Annotated in this window: 17 protein-coding genes; 7 read left to right on the top strand and 10 right to left on the bottom strand. The window is 34.8% G+C overall.

What is annotated here, in order from left to right; all coding sequences use genetic code 11:
* Position 1: 1 nt before the first annotated feature.
* Positions 2 to 565: a CDP-2,3-bis-(O-geranylgeranyl)-sn-glycerol synthase gene (locus tag Q4Q55_RS02050; protein WP_303371153.1), complete on the top strand. Its 564-nt coding sequence runs from the start codon at positions 2 to 4 to the stop codon at positions 563 to 565.
* A gap of 66 nt (positions 566 to 631) precedes the next feature.
* Here Q4Q55_RS02050 and Q4Q55_RS02045 read toward each other — a convergent pair whose 3' ends face one another.
* The 9 genes from Q4Q55_RS02045 to Q4Q55_RS02005 all read right to left on the bottom strand — a co-directional run bounded on the left by Q4Q55_RS02045 (position 632) and on the right by Q4Q55_RS02005 (position 9,492).
* A complete protein-coding gene (locus Q4Q55_RS02045) occupies positions 632 to 1,654 on the bottom strand; it encodes a hydantoinase/oxoprolinase family protein (protein ID WP_303371152.1) in 1,023 nt (340 codons plus the stop codon).
* A 1-nt stretch (position 1,655) separates the two neighbouring features.
* Positions 1,656 to 2,747: an ATP-grasp domain-containing protein gene (locus Q4Q55_RS02040; protein WP_303371151.1), complete on the bottom strand. Its 1,092-nt coding sequence runs from the start codon at positions 2,745 to 2,747 to the stop codon at positions 1,656 to 1,658.
* Positions 2,731 to 4,053, bottom strand: a complete 1,323-nt coding sequence (gene wecB / locus Q4Q55_RS02035) for a non-hydrolyzing UDP-N-acetylglucosamine 2-epimerase (RefSeq protein ID WP_303371150.1) — start codon at positions 4,051 to 4,053, stop codon at positions 2,731 to 2,733. The genes Q4Q55_RS02040 and wecB overlap by 17 nt, the downstream gene beginning before the upstream one ends.
* A gap of 71 nt (positions 4,054 to 4,124) precedes the next feature.
* Positions 4,125 to 4,496, bottom strand: a complete 372-nt coding sequence (locus Q4Q55_RS02030; protein WP_303371149.1) for a hypothetical protein — start codon at positions 4,494 to 4,496, stop codon at positions 4,125 to 4,127.
* A 22-nt stretch (positions 4,497 to 4,518) separates the two neighbouring features.
* The gene (truA, locus tag Q4Q55_RS02025) at positions 4,519 to 5,382 is read right to left on the bottom strand and encodes a tRNA pseudouridine(38-40) synthase TruA (protein WP_303371148.1); all 864 of its coding nucleotides are present in this window, start codon (positions 5,380 to 5,382) and stop codon (positions 4,519 to 4,521) included.
* A 44-nt stretch (positions 5,383 to 5,426) separates the two neighbouring features.
* The gene (locus Q4Q55_RS02020) at positions 5,427 to 5,930 is read right to left on the bottom strand and encodes a GNAT family N-acetyltransferase (protein ID WP_303371147.1); all 504 of its coding nucleotides are present in this window, start codon (positions 5,928 to 5,930) and stop codon (positions 5,427 to 5,429) included.
* A 50-nt stretch (positions 5,931 to 5,980) separates the two neighbouring features.
* Complete coding sequence (locus Q4Q55_RS02015; protein ID WP_303371146.1) at positions 5,981 to 6,835, bottom strand: ABC transporter permease; 855 nt, start codon at positions 6,833 to 6,835, stop codon at positions 5,981 to 5,983.
* A complete protein-coding gene (locus Q4Q55_RS02010; RefSeq protein WP_303371145.1) occupies positions 6,828 to 7,817 on the bottom strand; it encodes an ABC transporter permease in 990 nt (329 codons plus the stop codon). Before Q4Q55_RS02010 ends, Q4Q55_RS02015 begins: the two co-directional genes overlap by 8 nt.
* A 52-nt stretch (positions 7,818 to 7,869) precedes the next feature.
* Positions 7,870 to 9,492, bottom strand: coding sequence for an ABC transporter substrate-binding protein (locus Q4Q55_RS02005; protein WP_303371144.1), 1,623 nt, complete (start codon positions 9,490 to 9,492; stop codon positions 7,870 to 7,872).
* A gap of 339 nt (positions 9,493 to 9,831) precedes the next feature.
* Here Q4Q55_RS02005 and Q4Q55_RS02000 point away from each other — a divergent pair, with 339 nt between their 5' ends.
* Positions 9,832 to 10,524 (top strand): 4Fe-4S double cluster binding domain-containing protein, encoded by a 693-nt coding sequence (locus Q4Q55_RS02000; protein WP_303371143.1) that lies wholly within the window; start codon positions 9,832 to 9,834, stop codon positions 10,522 to 10,524.
* On the opposite strand, the gene Q4Q55_RS01995 is transcribed toward Q4Q55_RS02000, so the two are convergent.
* On the bottom strand, positions 10,519 to 11,082 hold the full coding sequence (locus Q4Q55_RS01995; RefSeq protein WP_303371142.1) for a GNAT family N-acetyltransferase: 564 nt from the start codon (positions 11,080 to 11,082) through the stop codon (positions 10,519 to 10,521). The genes Q4Q55_RS02000 and Q4Q55_RS01995 overlap by 6 nt on opposite strands.
* Before the next feature lie 154 nt (positions 11,083 to 11,236).
* Here Q4Q55_RS01995 and Q4Q55_RS01990 point away from each other — a divergent pair, with 154 nt between their 5' ends.
* The 5 genes from Q4Q55_RS01990 (at position 11,237) to Q4Q55_RS01970 (ending at position 16,572) form a co-directional block, all read left to right on the top strand.
* The gene (locus Q4Q55_RS01990; RefSeq protein ID WP_303371141.1) at positions 11,237 to 12,184 is read left to right on the top strand and encodes an ABC transporter ATP-binding protein; all 948 of its coding nucleotides are present in this window, start codon (positions 11,237 to 11,239) and stop codon (positions 12,182 to 12,184) included.
* Position 12,185: 1 nt separating this feature from the next.
* Positions 12,186 to 12,800 (top strand): ABC transporter ATP-binding protein, encoded by a 615-nt coding sequence (locus Q4Q55_RS01985; RefSeq protein WP_303371140.1) that lies wholly within the window; start codon positions 12,186 to 12,188, stop codon positions 12,798 to 12,800.
* Positions 12,801 to 13,039: 239 nt separating this feature from the next.
* Positions 13,040 to 14,659 carry an ABC transporter substrate-binding protein gene (locus tag Q4Q55_RS01980; protein ID WP_303371139.1) on the top strand — a complete coding sequence of 540 codons (1,620 nt, stop codon included), beginning with the start codon at positions 13,040 to 13,042 and terminating at the stop codon, positions 14,657 to 14,659.
* A gap of 73 nt (positions 14,660 to 14,732) precedes the next feature.
* On the top strand, positions 14,733 to 15,722 hold the full coding sequence (locus tag Q4Q55_RS01975) for an ABC transporter permease (protein WP_303371138.1): 990 nt from the start codon (positions 14,733 to 14,735) through the stop codon (positions 15,720 to 15,722).
* On the top strand, positions 15,715 to 16,572 hold the full coding sequence (locus Q4Q55_RS01970) for an ABC transporter permease (protein ID WP_303371137.1): 858 nt from the start codon (positions 15,715 to 15,717) through the stop codon (positions 16,570 to 16,572). Before Q4Q55_RS01975 ends, Q4Q55_RS01970 begins: the two co-directional genes overlap by 8 nt.
* Positions 16,573 to 16,580: the final 8 nt, after the last annotated feature.

The raw sequence follows: 16,580 nt of genomic DNA, 5'->3' as shown, positions 1-16,580 counted from the left end.
TATGATGGATTTTCAAATGTTTTTAATTGCATGTGTTACAACTCTCTATTTCATCCTCCCTGCGTATTTTTCAAATGGCAGCGGACTATTGTTTGGTGGAGGCACCCCGGTGGACTTCGGAAAATCAGACAGTTCCGGAAATCGTTGGATTGGAGATGGAGTGACTTGGAGAGGTTTAATCGCCGGAACCGTTATCGGAACCTTAACAGGTGCAGTTCAAGGATATTTCGCTCCGCAAATAATCCAGACATTTGGTCCATACATTATAACACCCATGGCCAGTGATTTATACTCAGGAATCCTGATTGGATTTTTACTTGGTTTCGGTGCTCTTTTAGGGGATGCACTTGGAAGTTTTTTAAAAAGAAGACTTGGAATTGGCAGAGGAAAACCTGCACCAATTCTTGATCAGTTAGATTTTTTAATTGTTGCTTTAATTTTAGTCTCATTTATAGTGAAACTTGATTTCACATTCATTATAATAGCTGTTGTGTTGACATTGGTTATCCATTTGATAACAAATACCTGTGCATATCTATTCGGCTTAAAAGATGTATGGTATTAGTTTAAATTCATGAATTCAAAATCAACCCAATGAAAACTGTTTTTTGTATTAATTGCTCTTTGAATCTTAATTCAAATACTTGTTCATCATGACTGCTGTTCCAACAGCCGGTGCAACCACACATTCCTCATCAGTTAGAATATCTCCCATTGATTTAACATTCAAACCCAAAAGTTCAGCTGCTTTTTTATCCAGGATATCTTTACCAAGTCCTGTTACAACAATCAAATCCAGGTTTTGAGTTTCATGAACCTGTTTTAGGCCGTCGGCGATTTGTTCTATTTGTTTTGCGTGAATAAATTTGGACATTTCAACGATTTCATCCATTGACAGCATTTCCAAATCGGCACAGACCACACGGGCAATTCTTTTAGCGCAATCCAGTTTTGATTTTGACTCACCATCAAAAGTATCGCAAACATAGTCCTCTTCAGTTATTAAATCCAGCACCATATAAACATCAGCAGTTTGTGCAAATAGCTCACTGGCTACACGGTATTCCTTTCCATTCAACTCCACTTTATCTAAAAAGCTTGCAAGGTTTGTTCTTAAAGTGCCTGTGTATACCAGCTCGCCTGTAGCGGATCTATCAAAATCAGATTTTCCTATTGCGCATTCTTTACCGTCTTTAATCGGAATAATATCTGTTGTAGTGCTTCCAGTATCGATAAATATGCAGTTGTCAGAAATTAAAGTAGCTATTTGAGCTGTTGCAATCCAGTTAGCTGCAGCTGCTTTGAGTGGAGTTTTTTCTATTTCCTCTTTGCCCATCATACCCTCGATGCCGACATAAGCTATCGGACAATCAAAAGTTTCCTCGCATTTTCTGACTACATCCAAAACTCCATCCTTTTTAGTGTCATAGGCGTCAACAAGTTCTGCAGTCATTGAAATTCCAACGGCATCAATCTGCGAGAGCGGGCATATATTTTCAATTAGTTCCACCAATACTCTTGATAAATCATCATTGTTGCTCCACATTGGAAGATAAGCAAAATCAACTTCAATATTTTTAATCTCACCATTTTCAAAGTCAATTACTGCCAAATCTGTGTTTGCTCCACCTATATCAAAACCTGCCACTTTCATATCATACTCTCCTAATTACTAAATTGTCGCCGGATTTTTTAAATTCAACTTCACCATCCAAAGAGAGGTCCAAGTCATTAATGCTTATCTTTCCATCAATTAAATCAATGATTGATTTGCCTATGTTAAAGTTGGCAATTTCTTTTAATCCGACATAAGGTGTTGTGAACCTTGAATTTATCTCTAAAAGATATACTGAATAAATGTCTTTTTCATCGGCGTTAATTATCAAATCAACTCCAACAAAACCTTTTAGACCATCGATGGCTTCAACTGCTTTTGTAGCTATTTCAAATGCTTCATTTTTGTATTTGCTTTCAAATGGCAGTTTTCCGCCAACATAAGTTCCCTTATCATCTTTCAGCTCAACAAACTGTTCATTCAAACTTAGCGGAATTGCTTTTTTACCATCGGATATTAGGCTAACGCTAACGTCTGTTCCTTCAATGAACTCCTGAACAATTACTCTGGAACCAGGTTTAAATATCCTGTCCAAATCAAGAGTCAAATCTTCAATCTTTTCAATTACAACTATATCCTCACAGTCCACTCCCATAAGAGGTTTGATAATAAGTTTTAATGGAGTTAATGGGTCTTCAGCCTGCCATTTTTCATGGAGATTTTCGATTGCTCTTTTCCAGTACCCCTTAGGATCTATTTTAAAGCGGAATGTTCTCGGCTGCGGAACTATGTTTGAAAGCGCTTCGTATGATTCTGATTTGTCTGAAGATTTAAAGCATGCATCAGAGGAAGAATTATATGCTTTTACATTATTTTCCTCAAGGATTTTTGCGATATTGAACAGATTGTTGTTGTTTTCCGCTGCGATGAAAATGGCTTTAGTGAAATCTGAGGCATTATCGGCCAACCAGTCGATGACATCAACATCTATTAAAATAGGGTTGACATTTTCATAATCCTTAACGACATCCCCATAGGATTCGTTGATTACCAAATCAATTTTCAAATCTGACAAGTCATCTAGAAGTGCGAATATCATTGCTTCTGCTTCAGAAATTATGCATTTATCCTTTTCACCGGAAGCAGTGAAGTATTCGAATACCAAAATTGAATCGTTATTCTCTTGCATCATAAGTAATCATCATACCTTTTATTTTTAAGTCATCTTTTGGAAAACGCATTTTCTGCCCATCGAACAGCATGTGTATCAGCGCATTTTCCCTGTCTTCAAAGTCCTTAACAGTGATGTCCTCATCAACAAGCACCATTTTTCTTGTAAATGATGTCATGATGTCGTCCGGAGCTTCAATATTAAGCAGTCCCCTGTTATAATAGTCTTCTATTGCATCGACAGTTAATTTCGCTGCATTCCCTTGACCATATGGATTTTCAGCATTTTTCATCCTGTCTGCAAATTCATCATCATTCAAGATTTTATTTGCATTTTCTAAAATCACATCCCTGTCAGATCCCACAAGAATATTTCCCCCAGCAGTTACTGTTTCCGGTCTTTCAGTATTGTATCTTAAAGTCAGTGCAGGCACATTAAGTGTTATCGCCTCTTCCTGAAGACCTCCGGAATCTGTTAAAATCAATGTGGACTTTGAGCTCAGCAATAAGAAATCAAGATAACCTATAGGTTTCACAATATGAATATGGTCCATATTATTCAACTCATCAAACAGACCGAAATTCTGCAGAGTATTCTTGGTTCTTGGATGAATCGGGAAAATAATGTTCATATCAGTCAGCTCTTTTAAAGCCTCGATAATACTTGCCACCCTCCTTTTATCATCAACATTTTCAGCTCTATGCATTGTTAAGGTTAAAATATTATTCATATCCTCAATATTCAAATCAGCCAAGGATTCTTCTTCAAAACCTCTCTTTTTAGCAATCTCCAAATGCCTGAAGCAAGCATCGACAACAGTATTACCAGTAATAATCAAATTCTTTCTAGAATAACCTTCAGCCAAAAGATTTAAAGCTGACTCTTCAGTCGGAATGAAATACATTGCTGAACAGACATCAGCAACTCTACGGTTAATCTCCTCAGGCATTGTCATGTCAAATGACCTGAGACCTGCCTCGACATGACCCACAGCAATATGCAACTTAGCCGCAACCAACGCACCAGCCAAAACAGCATTGGTATCACCCTGAACCAACACAATATCAGGGTTTTCATCCAACAAAACATCTTCAATACCCTGCATCATCAAACCTGTCTGCTTGGCATGACTACCTGAACCCACATGAATATTATAATCCGGAGCAGGAATCTCCAAATCCCTAAAGAAATTATCAGACATTTCCTTATCATAATGCTGACCTGTATGCAAAACAACCTGATCAATACTCCTACTAGAAATCTCATCAATAATTGGAGCCATCTTAATAATTTCCGGCCGTGTACCCAAAATAGTCGCAATCTTCATAAACATCACTCACATCATCTATTTATTTGAAATATCATGAAAAAATTAAAATAATAGTTTAAAAAACATTTTTAAACTTGCCTGCCGTATAAAAGCATATCAACTATGTCAGGCAATTTTCCATTATCATAAATCACATTACCAATAAAGAACGAACCAAAAACAACACCAAATGCCATACAAATAGTTATAATAGCAATATTGAGTAAAAACGCTTCAATAAGGTCTGTAACTGGAAACTTTTCACCTTCTTTAACATAATCCTTTATTGAAGAAGCAATTGGTATTATTGTCATGATTAAAGAGAATAATAAAATAAACGGAATTGATTCTATCCATAGATTTGTATCATTATGGTTAACTGCAAGATAAACTCCCAAAGCCAGACCTATAATTATACTGATAATGGAAAACTTGTCAAAAATATTGTATACTTTACCCATTACTTACCCCTCTATTAATATATTATATACGTACATCATTTAAACTTTTTATCATTGATTCACGAATGGCATATTTTTTTTGTAAATCACTCAGAGAATCAACCAAATCCCTCTTGAATCTCTCGCAGGCATAATCATCATATGTGAATTTTATTCCGTCATACTGTATGTCCATCAAAATCAGATATTCCGGTTCCATAACCTTAATATATGCTCTCGGTTCGCCTTCTTCCGGATTCAACAATCTTTCAACCTCGTCCAAATCCATCTTTCCTCGGGCAACATCAACAAAGACCCTCATCATTTTTCTTACCATATTCCACAAGAATGATTCACCATAAATGTCAATGAAGATAGGAGATAGAGTCTCATGAAGATTAGGGAATTCTCTTTTGTGATAATCATCCAGATCAACTTTCGTGATTTTAATGTCATCGATTGTGCGGGTTGTTGTCTTTTGGAAACGTTTGGTGAAATTTGTAAAGTTATGGGTTCCCTTAAAGATTTCAGCACACTCATTTAATTTGTAAATGTCCAAGTCCTGAAAAAGCATGTAACGATATTGTCTCATTTGAGCATATCTTGGTTTGAACGCATATCTCACCGGTGCTGATGCCAAAATCTGAATATCATCAGGCAGGGAATTATTGATTTCGTTTACACGGACTTCCTTTTCTGACTGGAAACTGATTACATTTCCCAAACTGTGGACACCCGCATCAGTTCTGCCGGCAATTCTGAATCGGGATTTCTTCAGATCATCAATGTAGTCCAGTTTGCGCAGATGATAAATTAATTCCTCTTCAACAGTCCTCAAATTGGGCTGTCTTTGAAATCCATGAAAATTAGTTCCGATATATCCGATTTTTAGTGCAGTTCGCTTCATCAATTAAATATTGATTATAATATAAAATAAGTTTTAGGAAAAACTCATAACTTTTTTATCATATGGCTTGTTTCATCATAATCATCTTCTTCGACAGTTACTTCATATCCAAGGGATTTCCAAAAAGGAAGCGCCGCATCAAGATACCTATGAGTATGCAAATACATTTTTTCATATCCTTCTTTTTTAGCAAATTCTTCCATTTCATAAACTAACCTACGTGCAAGACCATGTCTCCTGTAATCCTTGTCCACCATTAGTCTCCAGATACTCGCAGTGTTTTCCTGAGAATATGAATCTCTAAAAAACTCATAATCCTTATCATAAGCTCTAACGGCTGCAGTTGCTACAATTTTTTCACCGCAAAATGTGACATAAAAATTATTTCGTTTAGGAGAAATGTAATACTCTTCTATTCCCTCAATATCATAATGGAATTCCGGAGTAGGACCTATACCATACTCTTTTCTAATTTGGTCATATAAGAAAGATTTAACCGCACAGATTTCATTATAATTATTTTTAATTTCCCTAATTTGAATGTTCATATTATACCTCCAATCTTAAAAAAAAAATGAAAAAAATAAGATAATTTATCTTATTCTTGAGCTGTTTCGGGATTGAGTAATTTTTCAACATTTTCGCCGATTAAATCGAACAGCAATACAACTATCAATAATGATATACCCGGATAGAATGCTAACCACCAATATCCTGAAGATAAATAGTGCATTGACTCTGATAAAATCACTCCAATAGCCGGTTCGTGAGGAGGCAAACCGAATCCTAAAAATGTTATCGCTGCTTCGTGCATGATGGCATGAGGAAACATCAATATTACTCCCACAATAATTTGAGATACAATTAAAGGCAAAATATGTTTAAGAGCAATCCACATCTTAGATTTACCTAGATTATGAGCTAAATGAATATATTCCTTAGTCCTGATTTCCTTTACCTCAGACCTTAAAACCCTCGCAAGAGGCGTCCAATGAGTTAAACCAACACCCATAATAACACCATATACTCCACCACCAAACATAATGGATACTATAATAATTAAAAGGATATGAGGAATTGAACCGAATAAATCAATAATACCCGCAACAAATTCATCAGCAAACTTATTGAAACTTGAAAATAGTCCGAAAATAATGGAAATACATGTACTTACAGCAGATGCAATAAAACCTACCATTAAACTTAATCCAAGTCCTGCAATGGTTCTCTGAAACATGTCTCTCCCCATCCAATCTGTTCCGAAAAGATGTTCTAAGGAAGGCATCTGATTAGCATTAACAAAGCTTGATGGAATGTCTCTTATGAAATAACCGCTTACAAAAATGCTTATTATAACCAAAGAGGAAAGAACAATGATTACTAAAGTTTTTGTCCTAAGATTGGCCGAGTATAAAAACCACTGCTTTTTATCATCAGTTTTTTTTCTAATCATTGAACTCACTCTCCTTGATTCTTGGATCAATCAGATAATAAGAGATATCCGCAAGCAGGTTACCGACAAATACGAAAATTGCACTAATTACCACAATTCCTAAAAATAATGGAACATCATTTTGAAGACCTGCAGCAACAGCCGTCTGCCCTATACCAGGATAAGAAAACACTTGTTCTACCATGACTGCACCACCAAACAATTCCGAAAATGATAAAAATTGTAATGTGACTGCAGGAAGTAAAATATTTCTTATTCCATGATTTTTAACTAAATCCCAACCTTTTTCACCACGGGATTTTGCGAACAATACATAATCTGATGATAAAACTTGCACTAATTCATTACGGGTATACATTGCAATCGGAGCCAGACCAACTAAACTCAGTGTCAATGTAGGAAGAACAAGTCTTGTCGCCCACTCCATAAATGTTGCATCAGTACTTTTAACACCAATAGGCACACCAAATCCAATTGGGAACCATCCTAAATAAACTGAAAATACCATTAAAATAAGCATTCCAACCCAAAAAGATGGAGCAGATTGAATTGCATAACAATAAACTTTAACTACTTTATCAATCCATGATCCCTTATTTTTACCTGCAAGTATTCCCAATGCAAAACCAATGACTCCACTGAATATCCATGACAATGCCATTAAAACTACAGAAGCAGAGAACTTTTGGTAAATAACATCAACGACAGGGGCACGATATATTAATGAAGTTCCAAGATTTCCTTGAATCAAATTTAAAATCCAATGATATATTTTTGTTGGCAAAGGAACATTAGTACCAAAATACTGTTCTAAAATTTGCCTTTGTGCTTCAGATACCGCAGCACCTTTTAAATAAGCATTAACTGGGTCAATAGGGGATAAATCTAATAACACAAAACTAAAAATTGCAACTGCAATAATCAAAATTATGAAACGTACTAATTTAAAACCAAAATATTTTGCTAATTTTTGTTTATTCAATGAAATAAACCCCCTTGAAAAATTTTAAAAAAATAAAAAAGGAAAAAGATGTTTATGCTGTTGAATTGGTTCTAGTCCAATCAACCACATTTATTAAAACATCATTTCCTAAACCGTCTGGTTGTTCACCTATATCAATACCATCTTTAATGAAGTAGTTATAGTCATAGTTAACAAGCCATACAAATGGAGCATCACCGGCAGGACCCCAACCTCCACCGTTAACGAGTGCAGATTGAGCCCATAGAGTATTAGCTTGGGTTAAATCAGTAGTATGCATAGCTTGTTTCATTAAAGCGTCAGAAGCAGAATTGTTATACAAACCTGGGTTCATATAGAAATCATCTGGTTCTTTACTGTAGTATTGTTGATAGATAGATTTATATGGGTCTGGAGAAGTTTGTTGCATTACTGCAGGGGAACTATACATGTTTGCATAGATTGTATCCCAGTCAGCACCTTTAAGATTTACTTCAATTCCAATTTCTTTTGCTTGTTCAGCAAATACAGTTGCTAAAGATTGTCTGTCAAGATAATCAGGTGGATAATATAAATCAAATGATGCTTTTAAACCATCTTTTTCAACGATTCCATCACCATCAGTGTCGTTCCATCCGCCATCGTTCAAGATTTTCTTTGCTTCATCAACATTTGAATCATTTACTTTGGCATCAGGGTTTGCATAGTCTCTTGTATCTACACTAGTATATTCTGGAGTTGCATGTCCGGAGAATATATCGTCACACATTTTTTGACGGTTAACACCTACATTCAATGCTTCCCTAATTGCATGATCTGCAGTTACATTATTACCTATTTTGGAACCAGCCGGACTTGTAAGACCAGTGTCATTGAGGTAAGGGAATGATATACCTTGTGCTCTTCCAGCAGATACTTGATAGAATTGGTATCCGTCTACAGTTTGGTTTAATGCAGAAGTTGCAACAGGCACAACATCAACTTGACCAGATTTAGCGAGTTCTAACCAAGTAGATTCTTCAGGGAATAATAAGGTAATTTGAGTAAAGTATGGTTTATCACCATAATAGTTGTCATTTACTTTGAAGATAGCTTGTTGACCTTTATCCCAGTGATCCAATACATATGGTCCTGTTCCAATTGGGTTTTCACCGTAAGTATTGTTGTCATAGGAATCAGAAGGCAAAATACCAACATATCTTAAGTCATAAATAAATGTTGATCTTGGTTCAACTAAGTTAAATTCAACACAAGTGCTGTTTTTAGCGGTTACATTTTCAATATTTGTTAAATCTATTTCGGATTCTGTATCTTTTCCTGTGTTAAATGTGAATGCTACATCTTCAGCATCGAATGTTGAATTGTCTGAGAATTTAACGTCATCTCTCACATTTACTGTCCATGTTTTACCGTCACTACTAATTGAATAATCAGTAGCTAAATCAGGAACGATACTTCCATTTTTATCTGTTTTAAATAAACAACTTTGTACTAAAGGATTATAGTTTTGGTGTCCACATCCCCACCCAGTAATTGGATTAAAACCAGATTCCGGTTCTTTTAAATTACTGTGTGCCGCCACAGTCAAATGAGTTGGGTCATCATCAGAAGATCCGCCCATTAAAGCAAAAGCTGCGACAACAATAACAAGGATCGCTGCAACCGCACCTATAATCATCATTGTTTTTTTATCCATAATTTTCACCATAACACAATTAAAATAATATTAAAACAAAAGTATTACTTTTAATCAAAAAAATATTTAATTAGTAATACATTTTTTACATATTTTAATATTATATATAATATACACCTCCAAGTATAAAAACATATTTATTACTTTTAAACTTCAATTTAATTATAAAATTTTTTTAATAAAAAGAAATAAAACTGAACAGTTAAAAAAACATCACATATCGGATTTATACATTAATAAATAAAAACTAAGTACAAAATAATCCCTGAAAAAATAAAAATTATATGAAAAGTAATACTAACTTTAAATTTAAATAATATAATCTGCAAATATCCGCCCATGGCTCTGTCTATTGAATTAAAAAAATTTTTAATAAAAAATGGTGCCTGCGAAGTAGGTTATGCAGACATCACAAACTTTACACCAAAACCCCCACTAAACACAGGAGTGGTCTTTTACATAACTTACCCGAAAGAAATCATAAGAAACATGGAAAACGCACCAACTCCCGAATATCTTAAAGAATTGATTAGCTTAAATTCAAGATTAGATTATCTTGGAATGAAATGTGAGGAATTTTTAATAGATAAAGGATATAATGCATATGCTCAAACAAAAAAAAGATTGGGAACTGATTTTGGAGAATTTAATTCATTCAAACTGCCACACAAAACAATAGCTACACGATCCGGACTAGGATGGATTGGAAAATCTGCATTATTTACAACAAAAAATTACGGATCAGCACTTAGACTGTCCTCAGTCCTAACAGATGCACCATTAGATATTGGAATACCTATACTTAAGTCCAAATGTGGAAAATGCATGGAATGTATGAATGCTTGCCCCGGAGGAGCGGTAAGCGGATTAAACTGGAATTATAAACTTAAGAGAAACGAATTTTACGATGATAAAAAATGTGAAAAATATGCACTGAAAGTAAGTGAGGAAAACTTGGGAAAACCAGATACCGTATGTGGAAAATGCATCTTTGCTTGCCCACACACACAGAGATATATCAAAAAATCATAATTTTACAGCATAAGAAAAATCATTAGCTAAAGGGTTAATATCCAATCCGACTATTTTTTTATCCATATGAACAGTTTCAAGTTCATCATCTGCATCTAAAGCAACAACAAAGCCCATCTTTTTCCAAAATTGAATAGCCCCAGGCAATGTTTTATGAGTATGCAAGTAAATATCGTCATAGCCCATGTTATTTGCAAAATTCTCGGCAATACTAAACATTTTGGAGGCCAAGCCACAACGGCGACATCTTCTATCAACAAACAATCTCCAAATACTGGAGGTAGTATCTTTTGAGTATAAATGCATAAATTCTAAAAAATCTTTATCATAAGCACGAATACCAATTGTTGCCAATATTTCACCAGTTTCTTCACTATAGGCTATAAAAAAATTATTTCTGTTAGGATTAATATAATATTCATCCATTTTTATTATGTCCTGATGCCATTCTGGAACATAATCATAACCAAATTCAAGTTTAATCATTTTAAATAAAAATTTTTGGACATCTTGAATTTGCTTAGAATCATCAACCAATTTCCTAATAATAACCTTCATTTTTAACCCCATAAAAAAAGTATTACATTTAATAACATTATTATGTAAAAAGTAATACTTTTTTATAAATTTTGAATAACTTTAATATTGATAAAGTACAAATTAGTATATAAAATTTATCATTTGAAAATCTTTGAAAGATAAAGGTGATTTAATGGAAAAATTATTAGATGTTGAAAATGTTTCAATTTCATTCATACAATACACAAAAGGACTAAATCAAAGAGATTTAAAAGTCATCACCGATTTGACATTGGACATATCCGAAGGAGAGATATTGGCAGTTTTGGGTTCAAGTGGATCTGGAAAAAGCCTTCTAGCACATGCAATATTCGGAATACTTCCAGAAAATGCAAACCTAAACGGAAAAATAAAATACAAAGGAAAAGAACTCACACAAAAAGACAAAGAAGAAATCAGAGGAAAAGACATAGTACTCGTACCACAATCAGTAAACTTCCTTGACCCCCTAATGAAAATATCCGACCAGGCAATCGGACACACAGAAACAGACGAAGAGAAAAAACAAAAGAAACTAAAGCAAAGAGAAATCTTTGAACACTACAATCTTGGTCCCGATGTCGACAACATGTATCCATTCCAGCTATCAGGAGGAATGGCAAGAAGAGTACTCGTATCAACAGCACTACTATCCGACCCAAAACTCGTCGTAGCAGACGAACCAACACCAGGACTCGACGAAAAAACAGTACAAGAAACATTAAACCACTTTAAACACATGAAAGAAGACGGAATCGGAGTACTCCTAATCACACACGACATACACGCCGCACTGGAAGTAGCAGACAGAATCGGAATATTCTACTCAGGATACGTAATCGAAATTGCCAAAACAGAAGATTTCAGTGGTGAGGGAGAAAACCTGCTCCACCCATACACCAAAGCACTATACAAGGCACTGCCCGCAAATGGATTCGAAATAATCAAAGGACACCAACCACTACACGGAGAAATACAAAAAGGATGTCCTTATTATGACAGGTGCGAAATGAGATTCGATAGATGTAGGGAAGAAAGACCAGAATTAATAGATTTAGGCGATAAAAAAATTAGATGCTTTAAATATGAGGAAGGTGCATAATATGAAACTTAAGGCTGAGAATATTTCATTTAAATACCCATCTGCTAAAAATTACTTATTAAAAGACATTAACCTTGAATTAGACAATAAGAAAATCATTGGACTGATTGGAGACAGCGGTAGCGGAAAGTCAACATTATGTAAAATTTTATCAGGATACGTGACTAAATACGAAGGTAGCGTTACATTAGATGAGCATCCTCTTCCTAAAAATGGATTTAAGCCTGTTCAACTGATTTATCAACATCCCGAAAAAGTTATGAATCCAAAATGGAAAATGAAACAAGTTTTAGAAGAATCATGGGACGTTAGTGATGAGGCATTATCCGAATTCGGAATTCAAAAATCATGGTTAACACGATTTCCCCAAGAATTATCCGGTGGAGAACTGCAAAGATTTTCAGTTGTAAGATCACTGAATCCGAATACAAAATTCCTGATTGCAGATGAAATGACAACAATGCTTGATGCAATAACACAAGCACAAATCCTGGATTCCGTTTTGAAGATAGTTAAAAAAAGAAACATGGGATTTCTGCTTGTAAGTCACGATATGGATTTAGTTGATACAATCTGTGACGACAGAATATATTTAAAAGATATTAATGGTGCCTAATCATTAATATCCCTAATTTTAAACTACCTCACCTAAAAATAATACAACGTATATAAATTATCCAAAAATTTGTAATAATTAATACTTTTTTTATAAAATTCTAATTAAAGTAATACTTAATTTAGAAATATTTAAATATACTTAAATAATAATATTTAATCAATTGTTATTAATTAAAATAATACTTTTTTATAAACTTATAATAACAATTAAAATTTTAAAATTATGGAGAAAACATAATGGATCAAAAATACATTATTGGAATTATCGCCGTAATAATAATCGCAATTATAGGCGGAGCAATCTTTATGGGACAATCCAGTCCTGAAAGAGCTGACGACGAACTTGTAGTTGCCGCTTACAGTCATGGAGGAGAACCTGAATCAGGTTTCGATCCTATACTCGGGTGGAACTACTTAGCAGAACCATTAATTCAATCAACATTATTGAAAATGACCCCCGACATGAATTATAGAAACGATTTGGCAACAAATTGGACAGCAAACAGCAACTTTACAGAATATACTGTAAAAATCAGAGATGGAGTTAAATTTACAGATAACACCACTTTAGACGCTGAAGACGTTGCATTCACATATAACGAAGCTAAAAACAATGGAACAAGCGAATTGGATTTCAGCAATTTCATTAAAGCTACTGCAGTAGATAAGACTACAGTCAAATTTGAATTAAACCAATCCGATTCATCATTTGTTGATAAATTAGCATACTTAGGTATTGTGCCATCTGATTCATACAACAACGAAACTTATGGATCCAACCCAATCGGATCTGGACCATACAAATTCGTACAATGGGACAAAGGCCAACAAGTAATCTTAGAGAAAAACCCAGATTACTATGGAAAACAACCTGAATTCAATAAATTAACCATATTATTTGCACAAAATGAAGCTGCATTCAATGCTGCTAAAAACAAAGAAGTGGATGTTGCAGCAGTACCATTAGCATACGCAAATGAAACTGTTGACGGATACACAATGGAATTACTAGACACCATTGACGTAAGAGGTATTTCCTTCCCAATGACCAACAACACAGGTGAAATGAAAGATGACGCACCTGTAGGTAACAATGTAACCGCAGACAAAGCAGTAAGACAAGCTTTAAACTATGGTATTAACAGAACCGCTATTGCTGAAGGAGCATTAAACGGATTCGGATATCCTAACTACGATGGAGTATCTCACTCATTACCATGGGCAAATAACGAATCTGCAATCGAAGACGGTAACATTACAAAAGCTAAAGAACTTTTAAATGCATCCGGATGGAAAGATACTGACGGCGATGGAATCGTAGAGAAAAACGGTACCAAAGCATCACTTAATGTATACTACTCCGCATCAGCACCTGAAAGACAAGCTATTGCTGTAATGATTAGTGAACAAGCAAAAGAGTTTGGAATAGAAATCAATGCAACCGGTGCAGAATGGGATGAAATTTACAAACATGAATACAGTGATCTTGTTGTATGGGGATACGGTTCAACCGACCCTTCAACAATGAAAGGTGAATATTACAGCAGCAGTTTCACTGACGGAATCGGAAACCCAGGACACTACAACAACAGTGTTGTAGATGCTCACATGGACAAAGCTATGGGAATGGACAGAAATTCCTCATTTGCTGAATGGTCTGCTGCTTCTTGGGATGGAAGCACAGGTGTTTCACCTAAAGGTGATGCTGCATGGTTATGGGCTGGAGAAATCAAATATGGATACTTTGTTGACGAAAGTTTAAACATATCCACGGATACAGCACTCATTCAACCACACGGAGGAGATATATTCGGTAACATATACGATTGGACCCGTGTTTCCTCAATAGAAAAATAGACAGTTGAACTAATGAGTTAAATTTCATATAATTTAACTCACCTCTTTTTCCCTTTTTATAGGAGTTTTATAGATGAACTATGAAAGATTATTGAAATTTTTAGGAAAAAAGATTGTCAGATTTGCAATCTTGCTTATTTTTGTCATCCTGTTAAGCTTTTTACTCATAGACATGTCTCCAATAAATCCTGTAAAAACATATATAAGCAATGTTATTATTTCCCAAGACCAGATAGCCAAATTAGAAGCATATTGGGGTGTCCATGAACCGATAACCACAAAAATACTCAACTGGTTAGGAAACATCGCCAAAGGTGATTTGGGAACATCACTTATATTCAGAATACCTGTAATCGACGTTATTAAAGAAAGATTTATGGCGTCATTGGCACTGATGTTATCCTCATGGGTACTGTCAGGAATTTTAGGATTTTTATTAGGAGTTGTAGCCGGATTCAAAAAAGACACCATTGTTGACAAAGCAATTAAAGTTTATTGTTACATCTTACAATCAGCACCGGTCTTTTGGATTGCATTAATCATTTTAATGATATTCAGTGTATATCTTGGATGGTTCCCGACAGGTTTAGGAGTTCCAATTGGAAGATTAAGTGACAGCGTTACCTTCTGGGATTGGTTAAATCGTTTAATACTTCCAATGGTCACATTAAGTATTGTTGGAGTAGCATCAATTGCATTATACACCCGTGATAAATTGATTGAAGAAATGAACAGTGATTATTTCTTATTTGCAAAAGCAAGAGGTGAAAGTGGTTGGAATTTAATTAAAAGACATGGGATAAGAAATGTTTTACTTCCAGCAATTACATTACAGTTTTTAGGATTTTCAGAATTATTCGGAGGTACAGTACTTGTGGAACAGATATTCACTTATCCTGGAATAGGACAGGCAGCGGTTTCAGCAGGTCTTAAAAGTGATGTGCCGTTACTCTTAGGAATTGTAATTTTCAGTGCAATATTTGTATACTGTGGTAATTTAATTGCTGATTTGATTTATAATTTCGTAGACCCAAGAATTAAGGAGAGTAATGAAGATGGTTAGCTCAGAAAAAGGCAGTATTTATAATCCAATTGCAAACATGAATTTAAGAACTAAAACTCTGTTAACCATCGGAATAACCGTGTTTATATTGGTTGTTATTGTGATTTCAAGTTTACTGATTGATTCAGGAAGCATTACCACAAATTTTAAAGCAATGAATCAACCCCCATCCTTCGAACATTTATTCGGTACTGACTGGATGGGCAGAGACATGTTTACACGTACGTTGAAAGGATTGGGATTAAGTGTGCAGATTGGTGCTGCAGCATCAATTTTAAGTAGTTTAATCGCTATTGCCATGGCATTAATCGGAAGTACAAATAAGTTCCTTGATGGCATAGTTTCATGGTTAATTGATTTATTCCTGTCAATTCCCCACATCCTGCTGATTATTTTAATTTCCATTGCTTTGGGTGGTGGAGCTTTTGGTGTATCAATGGGTGTTGCAGTAACACACTGGACATCACTTGCAAGAGTTTTAAGAGCGGAAATCAAACAAATCCAAACATCCGATTTTGTTAAATTATCCGAAAGATTTGGAAAATCAAAGATTTGGATTGCAAGAAAGCATATAATTCCTTTAGTGATTACTCAGATAATTGTTGGAACAATTTTAATTTTCCCTCATGCAATCATGCACGAAGCAAGCGTGACATTCCTGGGATTCGGTTTATCACCACACGAGCCTGCAATCGGTATTATTTTATCAGAATCAATGAAATATCTTGCAACAGGTGACTGGTGGCTGGCATTATTCCCTGGTTTGGCATTACTGATAATTGTATTGTTATTTGATATTGCCGGAGAAAATATCAAGAAAATACTTGATCCGACAAGTGCAAATGAATAGGTGATAAC

It is taken from the genome of Methanobrevibacter sp., from assembly GCF_030539555.1.
In the GTDB taxonomy this organism is placed as follows: domain Archaea; phylum Methanobacteriota; class Methanobacteria; order Methanobacteriales; family Methanobacteriaceae; genus Methanocatella.
The sequence above is the reverse complement of the archived record's forward strand: the minus strand, read 5'-3'. Positions and strand labels throughout refer to the sequence as shown.

Excerpts from the sequence above, each read along its gene's own strand:
- Q4Q55_RS02050 (WP_303371153.1), top strand. The coding sequence starts at position 2 with ATGATGGATTTTCAAATGTTTTTAATTGCATGTGTTACAACTCTCTAT.
- Q4Q55_RS02045 (WP_303371152.1), bottom strand. The coding sequence starts at position 1,654 with ATGAAAGTGGCAGGTTTTGATATAGGTGGAGCAAACACAGATTTGGCA.
- Q4Q55_RS02040 (WP_303371151.1), bottom strand. The coding sequence starts at position 2,747 with ATGATGCAAGAGAATAACGATTCAATTTTGGTATTCGAATACTTCACT.
- wecB (WP_303371150.1), bottom strand. The coding sequence starts at position 4,053 with ATGAAGATTGCGACTATTTTGGGTACACGGCCGGAAATTATTAAGATG.
- Q4Q55_RS02030 (WP_303371149.1), bottom strand. The coding sequence starts at position 4,496 with ATGGGTAAAGTATACAATATTTTTGACAAGTTTTCCATTATCAGTATA.
- truA (WP_303371148.1), bottom strand. The coding sequence starts at position 5,382 with ATGAAGCGAACTGCACTAAAAATCGGATATATCGGAACTAATTTTCAT.
- Q4Q55_RS02020 (WP_303371147.1), bottom strand. The coding sequence starts at position 5,930 with ATGAACATTCAAATTAGGGAAATTAAAAATAATTATAATGAAATCTGT.
- Q4Q55_RS02015 (WP_303371146.1), bottom strand. The coding sequence starts at position 6,835 with ATGATTAGAAAAAAAACTGATGATAAAAAGCAGTGGTTTTTATACTCG.
- Q4Q55_RS02005 (WP_303371144.1), bottom strand. The coding sequence starts at position 9,492 with ATGGATAAAAAAACAATGATGATTATAGGTGCGGTTGCAGCGATCCTT.
- Q4Q55_RS02000 (WP_303371143.1), top strand. The coding sequence starts at position 9,832 with ATGGCTCTGTCTATTGAATTAAAAAAATTTTTAATAAAAAATGGTGCC.
- Q4Q55_RS01995 (WP_303371142.1), bottom strand. The coding sequence starts at position 11,082 with ATGAAGGTTATTATTAGGAAATTGGTTGATGATTCTAAGCAAATTCAA.
- Q4Q55_RS01990 (WP_303371141.1), top strand. The coding sequence starts at position 11,237 with ATGGAAAAATTATTAGATGTTGAAAATGTTTCAATTTCATTCATACAA.
- Q4Q55_RS01985 (WP_303371140.1), top strand. The coding sequence starts at position 12,186 with ATGAAACTTAAGGCTGAGAATATTTCATTTAAATACCCATCTGCTAAA.
- Q4Q55_RS01980 (WP_303371139.1), top strand. The coding sequence starts at position 13,040 with ATGGATCAAAAATACATTATTGGAATTATCGCCGTAATAATAATCGCA.
- Q4Q55_RS01975 (WP_303371138.1), top strand. The coding sequence starts at position 14,733 with ATGAACTATGAAAGATTATTGAAATTTTTAGGAAAAAAGATTGTCAGA.
- Q4Q55_RS01970 (WP_303371137.1), top strand. The coding sequence starts at position 15,715 with ATGGTTAGCTCAGAAAAAGGCAGTATTTATAATCCAATTGCAAACATG.